Annotated in this window: 21 protein-coding genes, 1 tRNA gene and 1 pseudogene; 11 read left to right on the plus strand and 12 right to left on the minus strand. The window is 56.9% G+C overall.

The features are described 5' to 3' along the window. Positions 1-161 precede the first annotated feature (161 nt). From pyrE to AB7E65_RS05705, 5 genes are all read right to left on the minus strand, one after another. Entirely contained in the window at positions 162-719 is a 558-nt protein-coding gene (pyrE, locus tag AB7E65_RS05685; RefSeq protein ID WP_428745437.1) for an orotate phosphoribosyltransferase, read from the minus strand. 45 nt (positions 720-764) lie between these two features. Further along, positions 765-2,171 (minus strand): amidophosphoribosyltransferase, encoded by a 1,407-nt coding sequence (purF, locus tag AB7E65_RS05690; RefSeq protein ID WP_072287392.1) that lies wholly within the window; start codon positions 2,169-2,171, stop codon positions 765-767. A 182-nt stretch (positions 2,172-2,353) separates the two neighbouring features. Then, positions 2,354-3,181 (minus strand): phosphoribosylformylglycinamidine synthase subunit PurQ, encoded by an 828-nt coding sequence (locus AB7E65_RS05695; RefSeq protein WP_072287393.1) that lies wholly within the window; start codon positions 3,179-3,181, stop codon positions 2,354-2,356. A 3-nt stretch (positions 3,182-3,184) separates the two neighbouring features. After that, positions 3,185-6,166, minus strand: coding sequence for a phosphoribosylformylglycinamidine synthase subunit PurS (locus AB7E65_RS05700; RefSeq protein WP_428745438.1), 2,982 nt, complete (start codon positions 6,164-6,166; stop codon positions 3,185-3,187). 192 nt (positions 6,167-6,358) lie between these two features. Beyond that, positions 6,359-7,129, minus strand: a complete 771-nt coding sequence (locus tag AB7E65_RS05705) for an MBL fold metallo-hydrolase (RefSeq protein ID WP_072287394.1) — start codon at positions 7,127-7,129, stop codon at positions 6,359-6,361. Positions 7,130-7,851: 722 nt separating this feature from the next. On the opposite strand from AB7E65_RS05705, the gene gap reads away from it, so the two are divergent. From gap to AB7E65_RS05730, 5 genes are all read left to right on the plus strand, one after another. Next, complete coding sequence (gap, locus tag AB7E65_RS05710; protein ID WP_072287395.1) at positions 7,852-8,853, plus strand: type I glyceraldehyde-3-phosphate dehydrogenase; 1,002 nt, start codon at positions 7,852-7,854, stop codon at positions 8,851-8,853. A gap of 96 nt (positions 8,854-8,949) precedes the next feature. Then, positions 8,950-10,140: a phosphoglycerate kinase gene (locus AB7E65_RS05715; RefSeq protein ID WP_428745439.1), complete on the plus strand. Its 1,191-nt coding sequence runs from the start codon at positions 8,950-8,952 to the stop codon at positions 10,138-10,140. 143 nt (positions 10,141-10,283) lie between these two features. Next, positions 10,284-11,042 (plus strand): triose-phosphate isomerase, encoded by a 759-nt coding sequence (gene tpiA / locus AB7E65_RS05720; protein ID WP_428745440.1) that lies wholly within the window; start codon positions 10,284-10,286, stop codon positions 11,040-11,042. A 195-nt stretch (positions 11,043-11,237) separates the two neighbouring features. Continuing rightward, positions 11,238-11,591, plus strand: a complete 354-nt coding sequence (secG, locus tag AB7E65_RS05725; protein ID WP_072287397.1) for a preprotein translocase subunit SecG — start codon at positions 11,238-11,240, stop codon at positions 11,589-11,591. Positions 11,592-11,693: 102 nt separating this feature from the next. Beyond that, positions 11,694-11,780 (plus strand) — tRNA-Leu (locus tag AB7E65_RS05730). Positions 11,781-11,876: 96 nt separating this feature from the next. Here the strand turns inward: AB7E65_RS05730 and AB7E65_RS05735 are convergent. From AB7E65_RS05735 to AB7E65_RS05745, 3 genes are all read right to left on the minus strand, one after another. Continuing rightward, positions 11,877-12,461, minus strand: coding sequence for an NAD(P)H-dependent oxidoreductase (locus AB7E65_RS05735; protein ID WP_428745441.1), 585 nt, complete (start codon positions 12,459-12,461; stop codon positions 11,877-11,879). A gap of 684 nt (positions 12,462-13,145) precedes the next feature. Continuing rightward, positions 13,146-14,126: an OmpA family protein gene (locus tag AB7E65_RS05740; RefSeq protein ID WP_083558767.1), complete on the minus strand. Its 981-nt coding sequence runs from the start codon at positions 14,124-14,126 to the stop codon at positions 13,146-13,148. A 33-nt stretch (positions 14,127-14,159) separates the two neighbouring features. Then, on the minus strand, positions 14,160-14,537 hold the full coding sequence (locus tag AB7E65_RS05745; RefSeq protein WP_072287399.1) for a DUF4398 domain-containing protein: 378 nt from the start codon (positions 14,535-14,537) through the stop codon (positions 14,160-14,162). Between the two features lie 335 nt (positions 14,538-14,872). On the opposite strand from AB7E65_RS05745, the gene AB7E65_RS05750 reads away from it, so the two are divergent. Continuing rightward, on the plus strand, positions 14,873-16,288 hold the full coding sequence (locus tag AB7E65_RS05750; protein WP_083558769.1) for an FAD-binding oxidoreductase: 1,416 nt from the start codon (positions 14,873-14,875) through the stop codon (positions 16,286-16,288). A 152-nt stretch (positions 16,289-16,440) separates the two neighbouring features. Next, on the plus strand, positions 16,441-16,704 hold the full coding sequence (locus tag AB7E65_RS05755) for a YkoF family thiamine/hydroxymethylpyrimidine-binding protein (protein WP_072287400.1): 264 nt from the start codon (positions 16,441-16,443) through the stop codon (positions 16,702-16,704). 126 nt (positions 16,705-16,830) lie between these two features. On the opposite strand, the gene AB7E65_RS05760 is transcribed toward AB7E65_RS05755, so the two are convergent. Then, positions 16,831-17,145, minus strand: coding sequence for a pyrimidine/purine nucleoside phosphorylase (locus tag AB7E65_RS05760; protein ID WP_072287401.1), 315 nt, complete (start codon positions 17,143-17,145; stop codon positions 16,831-16,833). A 214-nt stretch (positions 17,146-17,359) separates the two neighbouring features. Here AB7E65_RS05760 and AB7E65_RS05765 point away from each other — a divergent pair, with 214 nt between their 5' ends. From AB7E65_RS05765 to AB7E65_RS05775, 3 genes are all read left to right on the plus strand, one after another. Further along, positions 17,360-18,415, plus strand: coding sequence for a DUF2157 domain-containing protein (locus AB7E65_RS05765; RefSeq protein WP_083558770.1), 1,056 nt, complete (start codon positions 17,360-17,362; stop codon positions 18,413-18,415). Then, entirely contained in the window at positions 18,412-19,263 is an 852-nt protein-coding gene (locus AB7E65_RS05770) for a DUF4824 family protein (RefSeq protein WP_428745442.1), read from the plus strand. The genes AB7E65_RS05765 and AB7E65_RS05770 overlap by 4 nt, the downstream gene beginning before the upstream one ends. A 66-nt stretch (positions 19,264-19,329) precedes the next feature. Beyond that, positions 19,330-20,325 (plus strand): YhdH/YhfP family quinone oxidoreductase, encoded by a 996-nt coding sequence (locus AB7E65_RS05775; protein ID WP_428745443.1) that lies wholly within the window; start codon positions 19,330-19,332, stop codon positions 20,323-20,325. Positions 20,326-20,402: 77 nt separating this feature from the next. Here AB7E65_RS05775 and AB7E65_RS05780 read toward each other — a convergent pair whose 3' ends face one another. Both AB7E65_RS05780 and AB7E65_RS05785 read right to left on the minus strand, forming a co-directional pair. Beyond that, complete coding sequence (locus tag AB7E65_RS05780) at positions 20,403-20,702, minus strand: hypothetical protein (protein WP_072287405.1); 300 nt, start codon at positions 20,700-20,702, stop codon at positions 20,403-20,405. A gap of 38 nt (positions 20,703-20,740) precedes the next feature. Next, a complete protein-coding gene (locus AB7E65_RS05785; protein ID WP_072287406.1) occupies positions 20,741-20,986 on the minus strand; it encodes a hypothetical protein in 246 nt (81 codons plus the stop codon). A gap of 348 nt (positions 20,987-21,334) precedes the next feature. On the opposite strand from AB7E65_RS05785, the gene AB7E65_RS05790 reads away from it, so the two are divergent. Further along, on the plus strand, positions 21,335-21,577 hold the full coding sequence (locus tag AB7E65_RS05790) for a hypothetical protein (RefSeq protein ID WP_235605412.1): 243 nt from the start codon (positions 21,335-21,337) through the stop codon (positions 21,575-21,577). 314 nt (positions 21,578-21,891) lie between these two features. On the opposite strand, the pseudogene AB7E65_RS05795 reads toward AB7E65_RS05790, so the two are convergent. Then, positions 21,892-22,190: pseudogene (locus AB7E65_RS05795) on the minus strand (hypothetical protein); the annotation flags it as partial.

Here is a 22,190-nt window from a genome sequence, read left to right on the forward strand (position 1 = left end):
GAAAACTATTGTCAATGAAATTTCCGATTTTTTTAAAAATTGTTGAGCGCAAGAGCAACAAGACCGTGGAGTAGGGAGATTTACGATGAAGAAACAAAAAAGGGAGCCTGTCAGGCTCCCTTTTTTGTTTCTTCATGAGTAGGAAAATCTATGGCAAAAAGTCAGTCGGCCACGATCTGGCTTTTGGTGAAAATGGAGCACAATTGCAAGCCGGCCGCTTCCACGATTTCACGGCCACCTTCCTGACGATCCACCAAAGTGATGATACCGAGGACTTCGAGCCCCTCCTGGCGGGCGCGTTCGACGGCTTTGAGCGCCGATCCGCCGGTGGTCAGAACGTCTTCCACAATGACCACCCGGGCGCCGGGACGCAGGTTTTTGCGGCCTTCAAGCCATTGACCGGTGCCATGGCCCTTGGGTTCCTTGCGGATGATAAAGGCCGGGATCGGCGTGTCGCCCATGGAGCTGACCAGCGCGGCGGCGGTGGCGATGGGATCGGCGCCCAGGGTCAGCCCGCCGACGCCCTCGATGGGGGCGGGAAAGTGTGCCAGTTCTTCGAGTACGGCCTTGCCGACCAGCATGGCTCCCCGGGGATGCAGGGTGGTCTGCTTGCCGTCGAAATAGAAATTGCTTTTGCGGCCGGAAGCCAGGGTGACTTCCCGTTCTTCGTAGGATAGCTTGCGGATGATTTCCTTAAGTTCTGCGCGATCGCTGGTCAAAACTTTATCTCCTGTCGTGATATTCAATGCGCTGCAACGGGGCCATCAAAACAGCCCGAGCTGGTCGTCCGATTTCAGCCGGGGGAATTTTACCGGATAGTTGCCGCTGAAGCAGGCCTCGCAAAAGTAGCCGTTGGCGCCCCTGGGGGCACCGGCGATTTCCAGCATTCCCTGCAGGGAAAGGTAGCCCAGAGAATCGGCCGTAATGTATTTGCAGATTTCCTCGGTCGTATGGGAGGAAGCGATCAGCTCCTTGCGGGTCGGCGTGTCGATGCCGTAAAAACATGGATAGGCCGTCGGCGGTGACGAAACGCGCATGTGGATCTCTTTGGCACCGGCATGGCGGAGCATTTTGATGATTTTCCGGGAGGTGGTGCCGCGTACCACCGAATCGTCGATCACCACGACCCTTTTGCCTTCCAGGACCTCGCGGATGGCGTTGAGTTTGATCTTGACGCCGAAATGGCGGATGGATTGCTGGGGTTCGATGAAGGTGCGGCCTACGTAATGGTTGCGGATCAACCCCATTTCAAAGGGAATGCCCGATTCCTCCGCATACCCGATAGCCGCCGGAACGCCGGAGTCGGGTATGGGGATGACGATGTCGGCGTCGACCTGATGCTCGCGCGCCAGCTGATGGCCGAACCCTTTGCGCACCCGGTAGACCTGCTGGCCGAAGACGGTGCTGTCGGGGCGCGCGAAGTAGACGAATTCAAAGATGCAGGGCGAAGGGGTGCGTTCCTCGAAGGGATGATAGGAGGTCATGCCGTTCTTGTCGAACACGACCATTTCTCCGGGCTCGATTTCGCGCAGCAACCTGGCTTCGATAAGATCCAGAGCACAGGTCTCGGAGGCCACGACATAGGCTCCGTCCACTTCGCCAAGCACCAGGGGCCGGAATCCATGGGGGTCGCGGACCGCTACCATGCGTGTTTCGGTGAGAAACACCAGGCTGTAGGCGCCCCGAACCCGGCGCAGGGCTTCGGAAATACGGTCGGGCAGGGCATCGCTCTGGGACCTCGCCAGCAGGTGAATGATAACCTCGGTGTCGGCGGTGGTGGAGAAGATGGAGCCTTTTTCCTCCAGTTCGTTGCGGATTTCCTGGGCGTTGACCAGATTGCCGTTATGAGCCACCGCCACGCTGCCGCGGGCGTAATCCACGGCGATGGGCTGGCAGTTGCGGATGCTGTCGCCACCCGCCGTCGAGTAGCGGACATGACCGATGGAGGCCTTGCCGGGAAGTTTATTGAAAATTTCGTCGTCTTTGAAGACGTCCGCCACCAGGCCGCTGCCGAGATGGGTTCGCAGGCGCGTGCCGTCAGCCGTCGATATGCCGCAGCTTTCCTGGCCGCGATGCTGCAGGGCGTAAAGCCCGAGATAAGTCATGTTGGCGGCTTCGGGGTGATTGAAGATCCCGAAAACGCCGCATTCATCTTCGTATTTGTCAAACATGAGTCAGAAACGCTCCCCGTTTTATGCCGTATGGCCGCTGCGCTGAATGGCATCACGGCCCGAAATGTTCACTATACCACGCTCAAGGCAGGTTGTGTCTCGCTGCTGACGCGGCATCTGCGTGGTGTCCGCAAGTCGGTAAAGAGCCCATTCGGTCTTTGCGAATGGGCTCTGCGTGCGGGTCAAAGCAGTTCGTCGCGAATGAACCGAACGGCGTTTTTGTACAGCCACAATCCCATCCCATCCTCCGGCAGATCCGTTTCGCGGGTCCAGCGGGGGTGATGGGTGCGGTGCACATAGGCCTCGGGGTGCGGCATCAGACCGAACAGACGCCCCGTTTCATCGCAAAGCCCGGCGATTGCCGCTGTCGACCCGTTGGGGTTGAGCGGGTAGTCCATGGTCGTCGCGCTGTAATCCGGCAGACAATATTTGAGCACGCCCAGATGTTTTTCCTCGATCTTTTTCAGGTTTGCTTCGCTGTCAACCACGAGTTTGCCTTCGCCATGACGCACCGGCAGGGTAATGCCGTCCAGCCCCCGGGTGAAGACGCAGGGGGATGCGGGATCGGCCTTCAGGTAGACCCAGCGGTCTTCGAAACGGCCGTTGTCGTTGAAGGTCAGGGTCGCGGTCTGGGTAAAGTCGCCGCCGAAGGCGGGGAGCAGCCCCATCTTGACCATCAGCTGAAAGCCATTACAGACTCCCATGATGAGTTTGCCGTCGGCGATGAATTTGCGCAGGTGTTCACTCAGATGCTCGGTGCTGCCCTTGATCGGCGCATGCAGCAGGCGGTTGGCGCCGGCCTTGGCGCTGCCGAGGTCGTCGCCGTCGAGAAATCCGCCGGCCAGGTTGAGGAAATGGTAGTCCTGCAGCAGGGCCCGGCCGCTCAGCAGTTCGGAGATGTGAACGATATCGACCACATCGGCACCGCCCAGGCGGCAGGCATGGGCCGTTTCCCGTTCGCAGTTGGTGCCGTTGCCGGCAATGACGATAGCACGTACTTGTTTCGACATGATTTACATCTCCCTTAACGGCGCCTGCCACGCCTCTTTGAGATCATTTATATCGGCCCGCACCAGAATCTCGCCGCCGAGGCCAACGATGCGCAGTTCCCTGCCCTCGGTAACGGTACCGAGCAGGGAGAGGTCCTGGCCGGCGAACAGTTTTTCGAAGGCGGCCTTATGATCCGGCTTGATGGTGACCAGCAGGCGGCTGGCCGTTTCGGAGAACAGTACCGCATCCTCCCGCAGCACGCCCTCGCACTTGACCTTGCGCAGATCGACCTGTATGCCGAAGCCGCCGGCGAAAGCCGTTTCGGCCAGTGCCACGCCGAGTCCGCCATCGGAAAGGTCATGGCAGCTGGCCAGCAGGCTCTGTTGCTGGGCGCGGTTCAGGGTGCGGTAACGCCGCAATGCGGCGTTGGCATCGACGGTGGGGACATTTTTGCCCAGGTGGCCCAGCATATCGTAATATTCCGAACCGCCCAGCTCGTTGCGGGTGACGCCGAGCAGATAGACCAGGTCGCCCGGGCGTTTGGCATCCATGGTCACGCCTTTGCGGATGTCATCGACCTTGCCGATAACCGAAAAGAGCACCGTCGGCGGAATGGAGATTTTGGTGTCGCCGATCTGGTAGTCGTTTTTCATGGAGTCCTTGCCGGAAATCAGCGGCACGCCGAAAGCCAGGCAGTAGTCGTACAGGGCCTTGTTGGCCCGCACCAGTTGGGCGGCCTTGTAGGTGCCGTCCGGGGTTTTGTCACTCTGTACGGGATCGCACCAGCAGAAGTTGTCGAGACCGGCGACATGCTCGATATTGCCGCCGACGGCCACGTAGTTGCGCAGGCCTTCGTCGATGGCGCAGGCCATCATGTGGTAGGTATCGATGTCGCTGTAGCGCGGCGTGATGCCATGGGCCACCACCACCCCCTCGAAGGAGTCGGGCAGAGGGCGGATCATGGCGGCATCGGCCGGACCGTCGTTGGCGATACCGACCAGCGGTTTGAGCACGGTGCCGGCCTGGACTTCGTGGTCGTAGCGCCGTACCACACTTTCCTTGGAGCAGATGTTCAGGCGTCCAAGCATGTGCCGCAGGGTTGCTTCCACGTCGAGGGGCTGGGCGAATTCCGGTTCTTTATGGTCGCGGTTTTCCCAGCGGGCCTGCAGTTGCAATTGGGGCACACCGCTATGGAGGAACGCCATGGGCAGGTAGGTAACGGTTTTACCGTTATACAGGCAGTGGTAGTAACCGGAGTCGTTGAAGTTGCCAAGGTCGGTGGCTTCGACGTCCATTTCTCTGGCCAGGGCGATAAATGCCTCGGTTTTGTCGGGGGGGACCGCGACGGTCATGCGTTCCTGGGCTTCCGAGATGAGAATCTCCCAGGGTTGCAGCCCGGAGTATTTGAGCGGCGCCCGATCGAGGTGCATCTCGAAGCCGCCGGTATCTTCAGCCATTTCGCCGACGGAAGAGGAAAGGCCACCGGCGCCGTTGTCGGTGATGGAATTGTACAGACCGCGGTCGCGGGCGATGATCAAAAAGTCGAACATGCGCTTCTGGGTAATGGGATCGCCGATCTGCACCGCGGTGGCCGGAGAGCCCTCATGCAACTCCTCCGAAGAGAAGGTGGCGCCATGAATGCCGTCCTTGCCGATGCGTCCGCCAACCATCATGATGCGGTCTCCGGGCAAGGCCTGCTTGACGTGTCCCGGCTTGCCGTGGATTTCGGCCGGCATCAGGGCGGCGGTGCCGCAGTAGACCAGCGGCTTGCCGGCGAAGCGGTCATCGAAGACGATGGATCCGTTGACCGTTGGCACGCCGCTTTTATTGCCGCCATGCTCGACGCCTTCCACGACGCCTTCGAAAATGCGGCGCGGATGCAGCAGGCGCGGCGGAAGCGGTTCGCTGTAAAAAGGCGAGGCGAAGCAGAAGACGTCGGTGTTGAAGATAAGCCGGGCGCCCATGCCGGTGCCGAAGGGGTCGCGATTGACGCCGACAATGCCGGTCAACGCTCCGCCGTAGGGATCGAGGGCGCTGGGGCTATTATGGGTTTCGACCTTGAAAACCAGGCTCCAGTCGTCGTTGAAACGGATCACTCCGGCGTTGTCCTTGAATACCGACAGGCAGAAGTCTCTTTTGCCTTTGGCGGCCCGCACGTCACGGGTGGCGCCGACGATAAAGGTTTTGAACAGGGAGTCGATGGTTTCGGATTTGCCTTCGCCATCTTCGTAGTCGATACGGGCCGAGAAGATCTTGTGCTTGCAGTGCTCGCTCCAGGTTTGGGCCAGGGCTTCAAGCTCCACATCGGTCAGACAGGCAGTCAGTCCCATTTTTTTTCGATCGGCCTGATTTTGCGGATCGTTGGCAAACGCCTGGATGGCTTTCATTTCCTCCAGGTTGAGAGCCAGCACGCCTTCGCGGCTGATGCGCATCAACTCCTCGTCGGAGACGTTCAGGTCGATCTCCAGCACTTTGGGTTCGGCGGTGGAAACCACCTTGGGAACCGTTACCGGCACCCCGTTTTTCCGGTCGAATTTCGCCGCCGGAATGATTGTCCAGCGCTGAATTAGACCGTTACCGAGAAATCCGGCGGCGATGCGTTCGGCATCTGCTTCATCGATTTTTCCCGACAGAAGGTACTGTACGGAGGTGTAGACTCCTTCATCGGCGGTAAACCGGCGCCCGACAAGATACTGGATGGCTTCCCGCGATGTGCGGCCGACGTTGTCGGTGACACCGGGCCGGAAGCCGACCTCGACAAGCACATCGAAACCTTCGGCCACAGGCTGGTTGATGGCATAGTGCTGGATCACCGGGTCGGAAAAGGGGCCTTGGGCGGCAGCTTCGATTTCCTTGCGGGACAGATCGGCATCGACGGTGTAGACATCGATGGTTTTTACCTGATCCAGTTCGATTCCAAGATGTTCGCGGATCTCACGCTTGACGCGTTCGCCGCGTGCATCGCGGATGCCTTCTTTCAGTCCGACTTCTATTCTCCAGGCCATTATGCTCTCCTTGGCAAGGGTGAACCGGTAACGGTCGCCCGGCATCTGGTGCGCCACGGTGTCGTGCATGACTCACCGGTGCAGCGATGCGCACGGCCGACTTCCGGGACATCGTCTTTCAAAAATTCAAACAAAATTCATTGCGGGCCGGCAAAAATGCGATCCGCCGCCGGAACCGGCGCTGCGACTGCCCTAACAGCCAAAACAGATGCTCGGCCTGTCCTGGCAGCCGACGAACAGTTGCGTTGAAAAAGCTTTTATATCATTTAGCGCCTTGCGCGCACAGTCTTCCGCCAGTTGAGGGGTGTTGTTGGCTTCACTCAGATGCGCGAGCAAAACCGCCTCCAGCCCCGGCCAGGCGAGGCTGCGCAAAAGTTCGGCGGACTCCCGATTGGACAGATGTCCGTGCCGGCTGCGGATACGCTGCTTTAAATGCCACGGATACGGACCGTCGCGCAGCAGATCTTCGTCATGGTTCGATTCGAGAACCAGTACCCGGCACCCCTGAAAACGATCGATGACCAGTCGGGTAGCGAGTCCCAGGTCGGTTGCGATGCCGATTTTGCCTGATGACGTTTCCAGGATGAAGCCGGTTGGAGCCGCGGCATCATGGGTAACGGGAACGGTATGGACTATCAGGTCCCTGAGGCAAAAAGTGTCGCCGGAGTCGAATGCGATGGTCTGTGTCAGTTTTCCCGCATGGGGCAGCGCTTCGCGTGTTGCGTGATGAATGTGTACAGGCAGTTTCCAGCGGCGGGAAACAGGACCGAGCCCCCGACAGTGGTCGCCATGTTCATGCGTCACAAGGAGCGCGTCAAGCTGCTCGGGGCTTTTCCCAATAGCGTTCAGCCGGTTACCGATTTCGCGGGCTGAAAGGCCTGCGTCGATCAGCAACCGGCTCTCGGCGGTTTCGACATAAATAGCGTTGCCTTTGCTGCCGCTGGCCAGCAGACAGATTTGCACGATGCCTCCCTGTTCCCCAACGGCGGAGCGCCGTTTATATACCGGAAAATAACCGCATTCGCAAGATAAAACAAGCCGTCACCGAGTTGATTTTGCAGGATCTTTCCACGGGATTTTAAAATTCCGGGGATGTCTTTGTGCCGGCTTTTCTGCCCGGGTGGCAGGGGCGGGCGATTAAAATCGAGGACGGTATTGTCGTTGCGGACGCTATTCTGGCGTCAGTTTCATGGAAGTCTGCAGTTGCATGTTGGCGTTTTGGAGTTGCCGAAGCGGAAGTAGAGAAAAAGCGAGTTTTCTTTCTGCTTGTGTTCTGTTTGGCAAGGAATGAAGCTGGTATCCATCCGGAAACTCCGGATGGATACTAAATAACATATTGCGCTTTCCGGTACAAGATTCCGCTGGCTCGGGGATGGGAAAGCGGTTGACGGCCAAAGGGCTATTGGCTATTATCAATCGCTAACTTTGATGGCGTCGCTAAAACCCGCCAACTTCCGCGTCGCTGTAATTTCCTCACTGTTTCGACGTGCCTGAGTACGTCTCACTGCCTGGCAATTACAGGCGCTTCATTTGGCACTTTTTGCCTGGCCGTCCAATCTGCCGCTTTTTGCAGAAATATCAACACTGGGTTTCTGAATTGTTTATTCAAATACTCGGTTTTGCGTGTTGTTTTCGGCTTCGAGGGATGTTCGGGGCCTTATTCCAAGTTCGGGAGCACCAGAGAAATGGCGGTAAAAATAGCAATAAACGGCTTCGGTCGCATCGGGCGCAGTATTTTTCGCGCCGCCTGGGCGGCACCGGATGTCGAAATCGTGGCGATCAATGACCTGAATTCCGCGCAAGTGCTGGCCCACTTGCTCAAATATGACTCCGTGCGCGGGATTTTCTCTCCTCCCGTGCAGGCTACCGACAGCGGGCTGATGGTGGGAGGTCGCCTGGTCAGGGTCTGTGAAATTCAGCAACCCGCCGAGCTGCCGTGGCGGGAAATGGGCATCGATATCGTTCTGGAAGCGACGGGCAAATTCACCGAGCGCGCCAAGGCGGCGCAACATCTCGATGCGGGGGCGGGGCGTGTAATCATAACGGCGCCGGGCATTGGTGAGGACATCACTTTGTGCATGGGAATCAACCATCGAAAATATGATCCGGCGTTGCACCGGGTGATATCCAATGCTTCCTGTACCACCAATTGTCTGGCGCCGGTGGCCAAGGTTCTGATGGAGAGTTTCGGCATTGTCAAAGGCATGATGACCACCGTGCATGCCTATACCAATGGGCAGCAGATCCTCGACTATCCCGCCAGGGACCTGCGTCGGGCGCGGGCCGCGGCGCTTTCCATGATTCCCACGACAACCGGTGCGGCGCGCGCTGTCGCCAAGGTGTTGCCGGAACTGGCCGGCCGTCTGGACGGCATTGCGGTGCGGGTTCCCACGCCAAACGTGTCCCTCATATCCCTGGTGACGGAAACGCGGCAGCCTACCGATATCGCGGCTGTCAACCATGCGTTGCAGACCGCCGCCGAAGGTGCTCTGAAGGGCATCATGGGTTATTGCGAGGAACCGCTGGTTTCCGTCGATTTCAACGGCAACCCCGCCTCCTCGGTGATCGATGCCATGTCCACCAACGTTCTCGGTGGCAACATGGTCAAGGTTCTCGCCTGGTACGACAACGAATGGGGGTATTCCAACCGGGTCGTCGATCTGGTGCGGCATGTTGCAAGTTGCTGACAAGGTTCTAAAGTTTTATGGACGCGCTGTTTCGTACTGGCGGTGCTGTTCGCTGATTTTAAAGCTTTTTATAACCAATGGATGGGGGTTGATATCATGCTCAATAAAATGACAGTCAGGGATATCGATTGCAAAGGCAAACGCGTTTTCTGCCGCGTCGATTTCAATGTGCCCCTCGACAAGGAAGGGCGGATCACCGACGACACCCGTATCGTTGCGGCCTTGCCGACGATCAAACATATCATCGCACAAGGAGGGCGGCTCATCCTCGCCTCTCATCTGGGACGGCCCAAGGGAACTCCGAAACCCGAATTCAGTCTGGCCCCGGCTGCGGAGCGCCTTGGCCAGTTGCTCGGTCAAACGATAGGCATGGCACCTGATTGTGTCGGTGCCGAGGTCGCAAAACTGGTCGCCGATCTGCCGGAAGGCGAGGTGTTGATGCTGGAAAACGTCCGTTTCCATAAAGGGGAAACCGACAACGATGCCGCTTTCAGCGCTCAGCTTGCGGCGCTCGCCGACGTTTATGTCAACGATGCCTTTGGTACCGCCCACCGAGCCCATGCTTCCACCGAAGGCGTCGCGCGGATCTTATCGCCGGCGGTAGCCGGTTTCCTGATCGAAAAGGAACTGCGCTATCTCGGTCAGGCGATTGCCGAACCGGTTCGTCCTCTGGTGGCGGTGCTCGGCGGCGCCAAGGTGTCCGATAAATTGCCGGCCATTGAAAGCCTTCTTGAAAAAGTCGATGTTCTGATAATTGGCGGCGGCATGGCTTATACCTTCCTCAAGGCCAAGGGGTATGATCTTGGTCATTCCCTTATCGAAGAAGAACGGCTCGGCATGGCCGCCGAGCTGATGCAGCGCGCCGCCACCAAAGGGGTTGCCCTGCTTTTACCGGAAGATCACGTGGCTGCCAGTGAGTTCAAGGCCGATGCTGAAAGCAGAATCTGCGACAACGATGATTTCCCCGCCGGCTGGATGGGGCTGGATATCGGACCGAAAACCGTCGCCCGGTTCAGCGAGGTGTTGAGCAAAGCCGGTACCGTGGTATGGAACGGCCCCATGGGGGTATTCGAATTCGACGCCTTTGCCAAAGGAACCTTTGCCGTGGCGCAGGTTCTGGCCGATTCAAAGGCGGTTTCCATCATCGGCGGCGGGGATTCGGCGGCGGCGGCCAAAAAATCCGGACTGGCGGACAGGATGACGCATATTTCCACGGGCGGCGGCGCTTCGCTGGAGTTTCTTGAAGGGAAAGAGCTTCCGGGCATTGTTGCCCTGACCGACAAGTGACCGGCCTGCCACTGCCTGGCCGGTTTTTTCAAAATCCCGTTTATGGCAATCGTCCATCCTGCTTTTTCGGGTGAAAGAAACTTAACGTTTGTTTCGCGCCGGGCCGGCGCCGAAGCATGGCATACATTGTTCAGAGGGAGAAGATGCGCAGACCCTTTATTGCCGGAAACTGGAAGCTGCACAAGACGACCGCGGAAGCTGTTACCCTGGTGAAAGCCCTCGAGGCCAATCTGGCCGATGTCACCGACCGCGACATTGTTGTCGCGCCGGTTTTTACGGTCCTGACGTCCGTGTCATCGGCTCTGGGCGATAGCAATATCGCTGTAGCGGCCCAGAACTGTTTTCCGGAAATGCAAGGGGCCTATACCGGGGAAGTCTCCCCCCTGCTCCTCAAAGATGCCGGGTGCCGTTATGTTATTGTCGGTCATTCGGAGCGGCGGCAACTGTTTGGCGAGACGGACGGTTTTATCAATCGCAAACTCAAGGCGGTGGCCGACGCGGGGCTGACAGCGGTATTCTGTGTCGGTGAAACCCTGGAGGAGCGCGAGCAGGGGCGCACTTTCGAGGTTCTTGAAAAGCAGTTGCGCGGTGGCCTGGAAAACCTCCTTCGGGACGCCATGGCAAGGGTTGTGGTGGCGTATGAGCCTGTCTGGGCGATCGGTACGGGAAAAACCGCCAGCGCTGCGCAGGCGCAGCAGGCGCATGCCTTTATCCGGGATTTGCTATCCAGGCTGTACGACGCCGATCTTGCCTGCAGGATCCGCATTGTGTATGGGGGAAGCGTCAAACCTGACAATGTTGACGGGCTCCTGAGTCAACAGGATATTGACGGTGCCCTGGTTGGTGGCGCCAGTCTCAAGGCTGAGGATTTTATCCGCATTGTCCGTTTCCTGCCTTCCTGAGGCAGAGCGAAATGCACAGATGGCTCAGCGCTTTTCCCCGATTTTTTGCCGGAGCCGGTTTTTCCTTCATGAAAGCCTCGCGCATCGGTCCCGCCTGTAGAAGTGAGACCCAGCCGGCATAGGGGCTTTTCATTCGCCGGTTTATGTGCTAAGTTCGGCCTTTCCGAAAAACTTACTCGTCAGGAGTTGATGAAGATGGTGACCCTTTTAATCGTTTTACACGTCCTGGTTTGTATAGCTCTCATCGCTATCGTTCTGCTGCAGGGTGGCAAAGGTGCGGAGGTCGGCGCGGCCTTCGGTGGCGGCGGCAGCCAGACGGTCTTTGGAGCGCGCGGTGGCGCCAGTTTCATGGGCAAGCTCACCACCGGAGCAGCGGTCGTGTTCATGCTGACCAGCCTGGTATTGGCCTATTTTTACAAAATTCCGGGTGTCGAAAGCATCATGCCTGCCAGCATGACGACTCCGGCGGCCGTGGAACAGGGTGGCCCTGCCGAAGCGGCTCCCGCAGCCAGCGTCCCGGCGCAGGAGTCTGGTCCGTCTGCAGACTAGTATCCATCCGGAAGCTCCGGATGAAAACAAAGTAAATGCGTTTTCAACCCAATTTCATGTTGACAGATTTTTGTCAAAACAGTATAAAGTTCTTCGCTTAACGCCGAAGTGGTGGAACTGGTAGACACACCATCTTGAGGGGGTGGCGGGCGAAAGCCCATGCGAGTTCGAGTCTCGCCTTCGGCACCAGAAATTATCAAGGCCCGCAATCAGCGAGATTGCGGGCCTTGTTTTTTTTTAGCCGTTTGGATGTCCGGGTGTCGAAGGGCGTAAAATATTACGGATTTACCTGGGTATCATTATGCAGGACAGGGAACAACCGAGAGACCGTGCTTTTTCTACCGGAAAGAAATCATCCCGCGCCTGTCCGGTTTTGGCTTGAGTGGTTACCTTGATGAGATTGAAGCCGCCGATTTCAAGAGCCTTGGCAACAGAGGATGAATCCGCTTGTGGCGATTTGGATTCATTGACAGCGACGCAGCATGCTTCGTGGCATGCGAGTATGGCAAAACGGCCCTGTCTCCACGGGCGAAAATCGCCCTGCGGGGTTTTGAACGCCATGGCGCTCATGCAACGTTCAAAAAGTCTCTCAACTGCTATGTGGATGTCCTGAGGCGAAGCCTGGAGGCCGATGATCAGGGCATCTGCGGAGATCATGGAGCGAGCAACGGCATGCGCGTCATCCTCGGGTAAAACACACTCGCCGCATGGAAAACACTTGTGGCATTTTTGACAGGACTGGATAGCCAGGCCATGAAGGTTGATCCAGGCGATTTCATGAGGGGCGGGTATGCCGTCACAGATTCCCTTGAGCAGATCCTGTGTGGCCGATTTTTCATCGCTGCAACCATTCAGAACGAGAACTTTCATGGAATCCCCCCATTGACCCTTCGCAGTACGGCTACGACTGCATCTAAAGCCAGGTGCCAATATTCTGAACCTTTATGTCTTTGAAAAAATCAATTTTCAAACTATAGCCAGAAGCATCGAGGATGCAACTGTCGGGTGGGAATTTTTCCGGGCAGACGGCTGAAGCGCCTTTTTGCGCCGAGAGTGCGCCCGATCAGCCGATCAATTGCTGTATTTACTCCGCCATTTCAATCCCGTTACGGCGGCTGTAGTCCGTGAGGACCCCGAGTTGTTCGGCCCGGAATTTGATTTTGCACACTGCGGTTGCTGAAGAAAATCCGTGAAGAGACTCACAAAGATATGGATTGCTGCAGATGACGGGGCGGTTGTTGTCTTTCGCGATTGCGAATCTTTTAAAAATGAGGGGATATCAAGGTTTGTAACGTAATGTAAGAAAACCGGGCTGTTCGTCATGACGATCAGCCCGGTTGCGCAATCGAAAACAATACTATCTAGTTTTCATCCGGAAACGGCCCTTTTTCGCCATGACGGCGTCAATCCGCAGGCTTGCTTGTGCGGCGTACCGATGTACGCCTCCGCGCAACCCCTTGATTCCCTTGCCACAACGAAAAATTGCTCGTTTCCCATATGAAAACTACGCTGTATCCATCCGGAATTTCCGGATGGATACTATCTAAAGAGGGCCTATTTGGTGCGGGCCGGTATGGTGCCTTCTTCATCCGAAATGATGATTTCCACCCTGCGGTTCATCTGACGGCCGGCAGTCGTGTTGTTGGTGGCCACCGGGAAGTCCTCTCCATAACCATGAATTTCAATGCGTGACGCTTCTATCCCCTTGTCGATCAAAGCACGGCGCACGGCAAGGGCACGCCGTTCGGACAGAACCTGGTTGTATTCCGCGCTACCAGTGCTGTCGGTAAATCCTTCGATCATTACCTTGCGTGTGGGGTATTCCGTCAGGAATGCGGCCAGTTTATCGACCGTGACGATACCGCCCGGTTTCAGGTCAGCCTTGTTGACATCGAATACCACATCGCCAAGGGTCATCACCAGCCCCCGGTCCGCTTTGACGGCTTGCAGCTCGGCCATTTCCTGCTCGAGCTTGGCGGCTTTTTCCCGGGCTTCAGTGGCTTCAGCCATGGCTTTTTCCGCCGCCAGGCGCTGTTCGGTCGCTTCCATGGTCGCTTGTTCGGCGGCGGCTTTCTGGGCTTCGGCCTCCTTCAGAGCCTGCAGGGCCGCTTCTTTTTCGGCAGCTGCACGCTGCTCGGCAAGACTGGCCTCGGTGGAGCGGGCTTCTAGCAGAACCTTGTTACGTTCGGCACTCGCCTGTTCGATGGCCGCTTCGGCGATTTTCTGATTGCCGATTTCCTGGGCAATGGCCGAATGCTGTTTGGACAGGTAGGCCTGATGTTCCACCGTGGCCAGATCCGCTTTTTGCTGGAAGGATGTTTCCGCCTGGGTGAGGGCCATTTCCGCTTTTTTCAGCTCCAGTGCCGCGTTACGGATCACCGTGGGATTGGCCTGAGCTGCCTTGTAGGCGGCCCTGGCTTCCTCCAGGGCGGCATTGGTTGTAACTTTTTGCGCACATCCGGACAGGGCCATGGCCGCCAACATGATCCCGGTTATGCCGGTGGCGATTTTGTAGCTGCGGATTCGGATAGTCATGGGGTTACCTCCGGTTTTTAAGAAAAAAGGCTGTTATTGAGGAAGTTTGCGTTGAATTTCTTCACGCAGAATATCAATACTCTTTTGCAGTTCGTCCACGGCTTTCTGGGTTTTTGCCGTACCGCTTTTGGCTTCCGCCAGTTTCGCGTCGACCTCAGCCTGTTCAAGCAGGTGCTCGGCCTTGACATAGTCTTTAGCGGCGATAGCCGTCTTTGCAGCATCTACCTTGTTCTGCGATGCCTGCAGTTCCAGTGGCGCGTATTCGTAGGCGCCGGCGGCTGTCGCCTTGTCCACCGCGGCCTGGGCAAGGGCCATCTGGCTGGTTGGTGGTTGCTTGGCCGGCGCGCATGCCGCCAGAGCCGCTACGGCCATACTTACAATAATAGTTTGTTTGCAGGTGCGCACATTCATGATGTCTACCTCCATCGATTCTGGTTGACCACTGTAGTCCGGCGCAAAGGTCACCCGACCTTGCCGGGCCAGGCAAGTTGCAAAGTGCATAGGTTTTTAGAGAGTATTTCTTATTAACATTATCATGTCGTTATGCCGTTTCAAGAGCTTGGCAGGATTTCGGGGTATAATAAAAAATAACCTTCCGAACAAAAGGGTAGGGCCTGGCCTGCTGCAAGGCGAAGCCTGTCAGGAAGGTTGCGCTTCCCGCTGTCGGTCGGAGCACGGCAAACACGGCTTGGCGGATTATCGAATCTGAAAGCGGCAGACGAACCGCGGAAAGGAAGCAAACACCTTTGAAAATTGCTACCCTGAACGACGCATGGGCAGAAGTTCCTGAAGCCGCGCTTGGCGATTTTGCCGCTGCAATCGAGGGGGATGTGCTGCGGTCCGGTGATGATGAATACGAAACAGCCCGCCTGATCTGGAACGGCATGATCGATCGGCGTCCCTCCCTGATCGTGCGTTGCACGCAAAGAAACGATGTCGTCGCCGCGGTAAGGTTCGTTCGATCCCACAACCTGCGGGTTGCTGTCCGGGGTGGCGGGCATAACGTGGCCGGCAAGGCACTTTGCGACGACGGGGTGGTCATTGATCTCGGCGGCATGGCCGGGGTGAAGGTCAATTCGGGGATTCCTTCTGCTTGCGTCCAGGCCGGGGCGCGTCTGGGGGACGTCGACGCGGCAACCCGGCCTTACGGGCTGGCGGTTCCCGTCGGGGTGGTCAGTAGAACCGGGATCGCGGGGTTGACCCTGCATGGTGGCATGGGGTGGCTTTTGCGCAGAGACGGTTTGACCATCGACAACCTTATAGGCGCGGAAATTGTGACGGCGGAAGGGAAGATAATTGCCGCCAGTGCCGACGAGAATCCCGATCTGTTCTGGGCTTTGCGCGGCGGCGGAGGCAATTTCGGGATTGTGACCGCCTTTGAATACCGCCTGAGGCCCATCGCGTCGCAGGTGTGGTTTGCCACGGTGCTGTACCCTTTTTCCGAAGCAGAGCGGGCCATCGCATTCTGGCGTGACTTCATGGCCGGTGCGCCGGTGGAGCTCAGCAGTTTCTGCGTGTTGCGCAGCCGGCCCATGCGGTCGGCCGAAGGCAAAGCCGATCGCCAGCCCGTGGTGGCTTTTCTGGCCTGCTATTCCGGCCCTTTCGAACGCGGCGAAGAGGTTATCCGCCCCTTTCGGGAATGGTCGAAACCGCTGGCGGACCTGTCCGGTCCCATGGATTTTCATCTCGGGGTGCAGCGCCTTTTCGACAAGGATTATCCACCGGGGCGATGCTATTACTGGGATTCCCTGTTTTTCAAGGCCCTCGATAACGGCACCATCACCCGGATTGTCGGCCACTCCGCACGCAGCGCATCCCCCCTGTCGTCGGTGAATATCTGGGCTCTTGGCGGCGCCATGAATGGTGTTCACGCCGCCGATACCGCTTTTGGCAAACGGGATTGTCGTTTTATGGTAGCGGTGGAAGCCAACTGGGAAGGGATGGAACATGCCGATGCCAACAGAGCCTGGGTTGCCGATTTTGTCAATGCGTTGCGGCCGATGTCGCGGACCGGTGTTTATCTCAACTTTCCCGGTGCCGCGGGAGAGCAGGACCAGCTGGTAAAAGGTTGCTATGATCAAAACTTCGCCAGATTATGCAAGATCAAGCGACGTTACGATCCTGAAAACATCTGGCGGGGAAGCTTCAATATTAAACCCTGAAACCGCAGAAGAGATTTACCCGGAGCCTTGTTTCGCGTAACCGCCGGGGAAAATGCGCGATCCGGAATGCAGACCGTGAAAATTTCTGGTTAAACGGTCTGGCAATCTGTTGGACTGAAAAGCGGTGCCTTCACCGTAGTGAGGATGGGTCCATGAACATTCAAGCTGAAGTGAGTCTTTATCCGTTGCGGGAGCCGTCCTTGACGCCCGCCATCGATGCCTTTATGGAGGGATTGCGGCGACCTGGTATCTGCCTGCGCAGCGGCGCCATGAGCACCGTGATCAGCGGCGAACGTCAGGCTGTTTTCGAGGCCGTGGCCGACAGCTTTGCCCGGGTGGCCGATGAACATCAGGTGGTGCTGACTGTCAAGTATTCCAACGCCTGTCCGACGGACAGTTGCGAGGTCGCAAAGTAGCTTTATCTGTGCAAAAAAATTGGCGCCTGACATCGGAATTAACGGATAGCAGGCGCGCTGCATGCAGAGGCGATCAATACTACCGGAGGCTTCCACTGCAACCTCTGGTTATGATGCATGCAGACACTATTTCAGGTATGAGCAGCAATAATCGGCGACTTCCCTGACTTTGAGTGAGAATTTCGAATTGGCCGGCACCTCGAAGCTCTGGCCTTCGCTGAAAATTTGCCAGGTATCGGTGCCGGGAAGAAGCACCTCCATGGAACCGCCGAGCATTTCCATGACCTCGGCTGCTGCGGTATCGAATGCGTATTCGCCCGGCATCATGATGCCGAGAGTTTTCTTGGTGCCGTCGGCAAACAGGACGGTGCGGCTGGTGACCTTGCCATCGAAATAGACGTTGGCTTTTTTCACGATCGTGACGTTTTTGAATTCCGACATGGATCTGTTCTCCTGACATGATATGAAGGAATGGGTCCACCGGGCCGGTAGGCCAATGATGTGGCGGGTTAAATTCGGCCGCAGGATCATGGTTTGAAATAAGACCGATGTCAAATGAAAACCTGCTGTAGATGCTCGATTTTTGTGCTTGACCAGAATCGCAACGCCATTTATATCCTGTTATTGGTTTTAATTCATGAACTCAGGGGGCCGTATGCAAAAGGATCAGGCTCAAAAACGCGCTGATCGCATAGGCGCATTCCGGGAAGAATTGGCGGACCTGGAGAAAGAGGGAATCCTGGTTCTGGACGATTGGCAGAAGGAGCATCTTGTTTCTTATCACCGCTCGTTGCTGGATCGCTACGCCTTCCGATACGATGTTGACATCGGCGGTGCCGAGAAACAGCTCAGCTGGAGTATGCGTATCGCCGCTTTTTTAGGGGCGCTGGCGTTGTCGGCTGCGGTGTTTTTTTTCTTTTACCGTTTTTGGGGAGGGCTCGGTACCGGCGTACAGGTAGCCATTCTCGGCAGCGCTCCTCTCTGTGCCGTGGCCGGCGTCGACTGCGCGGCCCGACGGGAAAAGACACTCTATTTCGCTTCCCTGCTGAGTCTTATTGCCTTTACCTGTTTCGTTCTCGATCTCTCCGTACTCGGCACGATATTCAATATCACACCCAGCCAGAATGCGTTTCTGGTCTGGGGGGCCTTTGCCATGCTTTTGGCCTATGCATCCGGGCTCAGACTGATGCTGATAGCCGGCATGACCTGCCTCATGGGCTACCTGGCGGCGACCGTCGGAACCTGGTGGGGCTGTTACTGGCTTTCCTTCGGAGAACGGCCGGAGAATTTCATTTTCGCCGGCGCTCTGCTGGCATTGCCGGGGACCGTGCCGCACCGTGAGCATGACAATTTCCCCAACCTTTATCGAGGCTACGGTCTGCTGGCAATCTTTATCGCCATCCTGATCCTTTCCAATTGGGGCAGGGGCAGTTACCTTCCCTGGTCTCCCGGGGTGATCGAGGCGGCCTACCAGATTTTCGGATTCCTGCTGGCTGCCGCTGTCATCGCCTTGGGGATTCGACGGCAGTGGCCCGGTTTGACCCATCTGGGTTCGACCTTTTTTGTGCTTTATCTCTATACCAAGCTGTTCGACTGGTGGTGGGACTGGATGCCCAAATACCTGTTTTTTCTGCTGATCGGTTTGAGCGCGGTTCTGATCTTGCTGGTGCTCAGGCGATTGCGGACTGCGGCGAGGGGAGGTATGTCATGAACCGGCGCTACCTTTATGGTGCACTGGCTTTGGTTATTCTTGTCAACGCAGTGGTGCTTGCGGGCGTTGTACGCAATCGTATCGGCGCTCCGGATGCCTTATTGACCCTGACCGAGCGCGAGCTGCCCCTGACCAGTACCTTTTATCGACGGGAAAACAGCGGGGTATCCCTGTGGCTCAACGTTAATTCCGATATCGAAGAGCGGACCTGGTTCGATGAACAAAAGCTGGCCGAGCTTGGATTTTCCGTGGGACGCGTAAAGGACTCGGATTCCCGGGATGTTTACAGGGTGTTGCCCAAAGAGGCATTGGTGGTACTGGAGTACAACGGCGAGGCCTGGCAGCGTTTTCGGCTGCGGCAGCTGGAAGAGATTGCCGCCCTGCCTCTCAAACAGCGGCAGGGTCAATTGACGGCGGAAGCGGCTGCCCGCCAGAAACAAGAGAAACTTTTTCAGCTGACCGTTGCCTCGCGTCTTTTCGCTGTCGATGCCGGTCTGGATGCCGTAGACCTGCGCCGGCGCTATGCCGACAAAGGTCGCTATATCATTTTGCCCTCCCAGGTTCGCATGCAGGTTGACTGGCGTGCCTCCGAAGGTAGCAATAGCAAAAAAAGGCTTTACGGACAAATTCAGGGAATTATGGTTGAGCGGATACATGTCCCGCTACAATTTCATGCATCCCTGAAGTCTTTGCCGGGGAAAACCTGCATCCATCCCGGATATACCCATTACAACCCCAAGACGCCGGCCATGGTCCGATATCAGGTCGTGGTTGCCTTCGGGCAAAGACTGGAGCCGTGGATAAAGACGATCGAGAAGTTCGGCGGGGACCAGCAGGGAGCAAAGTAAAACCGGAAAATTTATTCTGAAAACCGCAATGTTCTGTTAATCGAAGCGATACCAAGGAGAACAGCCATGGATAAAAGTAGTTACAAGGCCCTGGTCGTCGAGGAAACCGAGCAGGGCTATGTCCGTTCGGTCAAGAGCAGAACCGTTGAAGAGCTGCCGGCGGGAGAATTGCTGGTCCGGGTCGCCTACTCATCCCTGAATTACAAGGATGCCTTGTCGTGTATCGGCAATAAAGGGGTTACGAAACACTACCCCCATACCCCGGGCATCGATGCCGCAGGGATTGTCGAGCATTCCGGTTCTTCGGAATTCGGGGAAGGTGACGCCGTTATCGTTACCGGTTACGATCTGGGTATGAATACCGCCGGCGGGTTCGGCGAGTATATTCGCGTTCCCGCGGCATGGGCACTCAAGTTGCCGACGGGGTTGAGCATGCGGGAGGCAATGATATTCGGAACAGCGGGATTCACGGCCGGTATCAGTGTGTCCAGACTGGTGGAGCGTGTCCGGCCTGATGCCGGCGAGGTGTTGGTCTCGGGGGCGACTGGCGGTGTCGGTTCCATGAGCGTGGCGATTTTGTCCCGACTCGGCTACCGGGTTGCAGCCATGACGGGCAAGGTCGAAGAGCGGGTTTTTCTGGAAGGTCTGGGAGCCGGCCGCATCCTGCCTCGCCAGTCGTTTCAGGAATCCACTAATCGACCCCTTCTGCAGGCTCAATGGGCCGGGGGTATCGATACGGTCGGTGGCGTCATTCTGGAAAACCTGATCAAATCGATCCATCCGCAGGGGATCGTGACCTGCTGCGGTAACGTAGCCTCGGCCGACCTGCATCTTACCGTCTACCCCTTTATCCTTCGCGGCGTTTCCCTCGTCGGGGTTGACTCGCAGCATTGCCCGATGGCGGATAGAATCCGTCTCTGGGAAAAGCTTGCCGATGCCTGGAAACCGGACATGTTGTCAAGTATGTGCACAGAGATATTCCTCGATGATGTCGATGCATGCGTCGACAGGATGCTTGCCGGGAAGTTGAAGGGGAGACTCCTGGTGAATATGCAATCCTGAGACGTGTCTGGAGCATGGCGCGGGAAGGCGCAGGATGCCGTTGCCAGGGTCGATGACCTGGGTGGCGTCCTGCGTGCTTACCCGTCCTCGAACAGGACCTCTTCTATGCATCCGAGAAGATAATCGTACACTTCGTCGCGCCTGGTCAAAAACCCCGGCACTCCGCGATTGAGAATCTCCTCGAGTTCGCGAAGGACATGTTCGCTGCACGTTTCCAGAGTGTTCATGACGGCTTCGAACATGGGAATGACTTCGTAAAGATTATCGGCGTCAAACGGCAGGTCGTCCGGGGCTCCCGCAAACCGGGGACGGTCGCGGGTTTCTTTTTTGCGCGCATACTTATACCATAAATCCGAAGGCTTTATCGTTACATTCATAACATCTCCTGCTTGTGGTTGCTCATAAAACAGGCAGATCAATGGCATCCGCCGCACCCATTGCCGTGACCGCAGGCCGGTGTGCAGGGGGCCGCGCCGCCACCGTCCTGGCCGGATATGAGGGCCTCAAGACTTTGCGATTCGACGTACCAATTGCCTTCGTTTTCCTCTCCATTCAATTCCCCACGTTTGATGTAAAGCAGCACATTCAGCGGGGTTGTTCCGAGTTTCATGGCGACTTCGTCAATATCCAGCAGCTGTTTCCGATGGGAGACGGTGTCCATGTCATGACTCCTTTTTTCCGTTTTTCCTGATGATCTGGAGGGTTCGGGGGCCTGGTCGTGCCACGCAATCTCCGGGCACGGTGCCGGATTGTAGTAGGCTTCTTGCAGCTATCGCGCCAGAGGTGACGAAGAATCGGCCGGCACGAAGGGGCTTGATATCTCATCACAGTGTCATAGTATTACAGAATACGTCTCGGAAAATATCCGGCAGACCCTGAACGGCTTCGCTACCGGACGGGGTCGCCGGTTTCAGGGAGATTTCCGTCTGTCCATAGGCCGGCTAAAATTTGGTCGAAGCACACTGGCGATCACCTGAAAATCCCAACCCCGAACGACAGGAGGTGTGCCGTGAAAACAGCAAGAGCATTAATGGTCCTGATGGCGCTTTTTGTACTGGTTGGCTGCAGCAGCAGCGGAGGCAGTGCCGGATTGGGAGCGTTGGGCGGCGCTGCCGCTGGAGCCGGTGGTTATGAGTATCATTTGAAACGTCAGGAAGACAAGGTAGAGCAGGATTATAAGGATGGCAAAATTACAAAATCTGAATACGATATTCGCATCGATCAAATTAAAAAGGATTCTGTTTTCAGATAAGAGCCGTTGATTTTTGCCGACTTTGTAAGCAAATATTCGGAGCAGGGGAACCTGCTGAATATCGCGACAGCCGATAGGTCACCACAATCAACAAAAGCCGTAGCCGCCTGCGAACGCGTTTTTCGTCGCGGCGGCTTCGGCATCTCAGCTTCGCAGGCAATTCCCGTTGATAGGAATTCAGTCGATCCCGATTGGACTGGACTCGATCAAACAAGCTCCCTACCATCAATTCATCTTTCCCCGTCCGGCCGCAATGCTTACTCCAGCCCGCGACATCCCAAACAATCGTGTGTGGGGGGGACGTTGCTAGCCAGTCAATTAAGAAGCCCGTTCAGCAGCATCGGCCGCGCCTGGAGAAGGATCTTTCCCCGTCTGACCGCAATGCTCACTCCGGCCCGCGACATCCCAAGCATTCGAGCAATATCCGCACCATTGCAACCCATCACACCAACGGCCAGGTAGCAGAATGCTGCCCGCGCCTCGGCCACTCCGGTCAGACGAGTTCTCCGGGAGAGCAACTCCGGCGATACCTTAAAAGTCTCTGCCACCTTCATCAGTAACTCCGGCAGCGGGATTTTCTTTGAAAGCGGCACAGCCGCGACAGGCTGGACCG

The sequence above is a fragment of the Syntrophotalea sp. genome (assembly GCF_050253115.1).
Classification (GTDB): domain Bacteria; phylum Desulfobacterota; class Desulfuromonadia; order Desulfuromonadales; family Syntrophotaleaceae; genus Syntrophotalea; species Syntrophotalea acetylenica.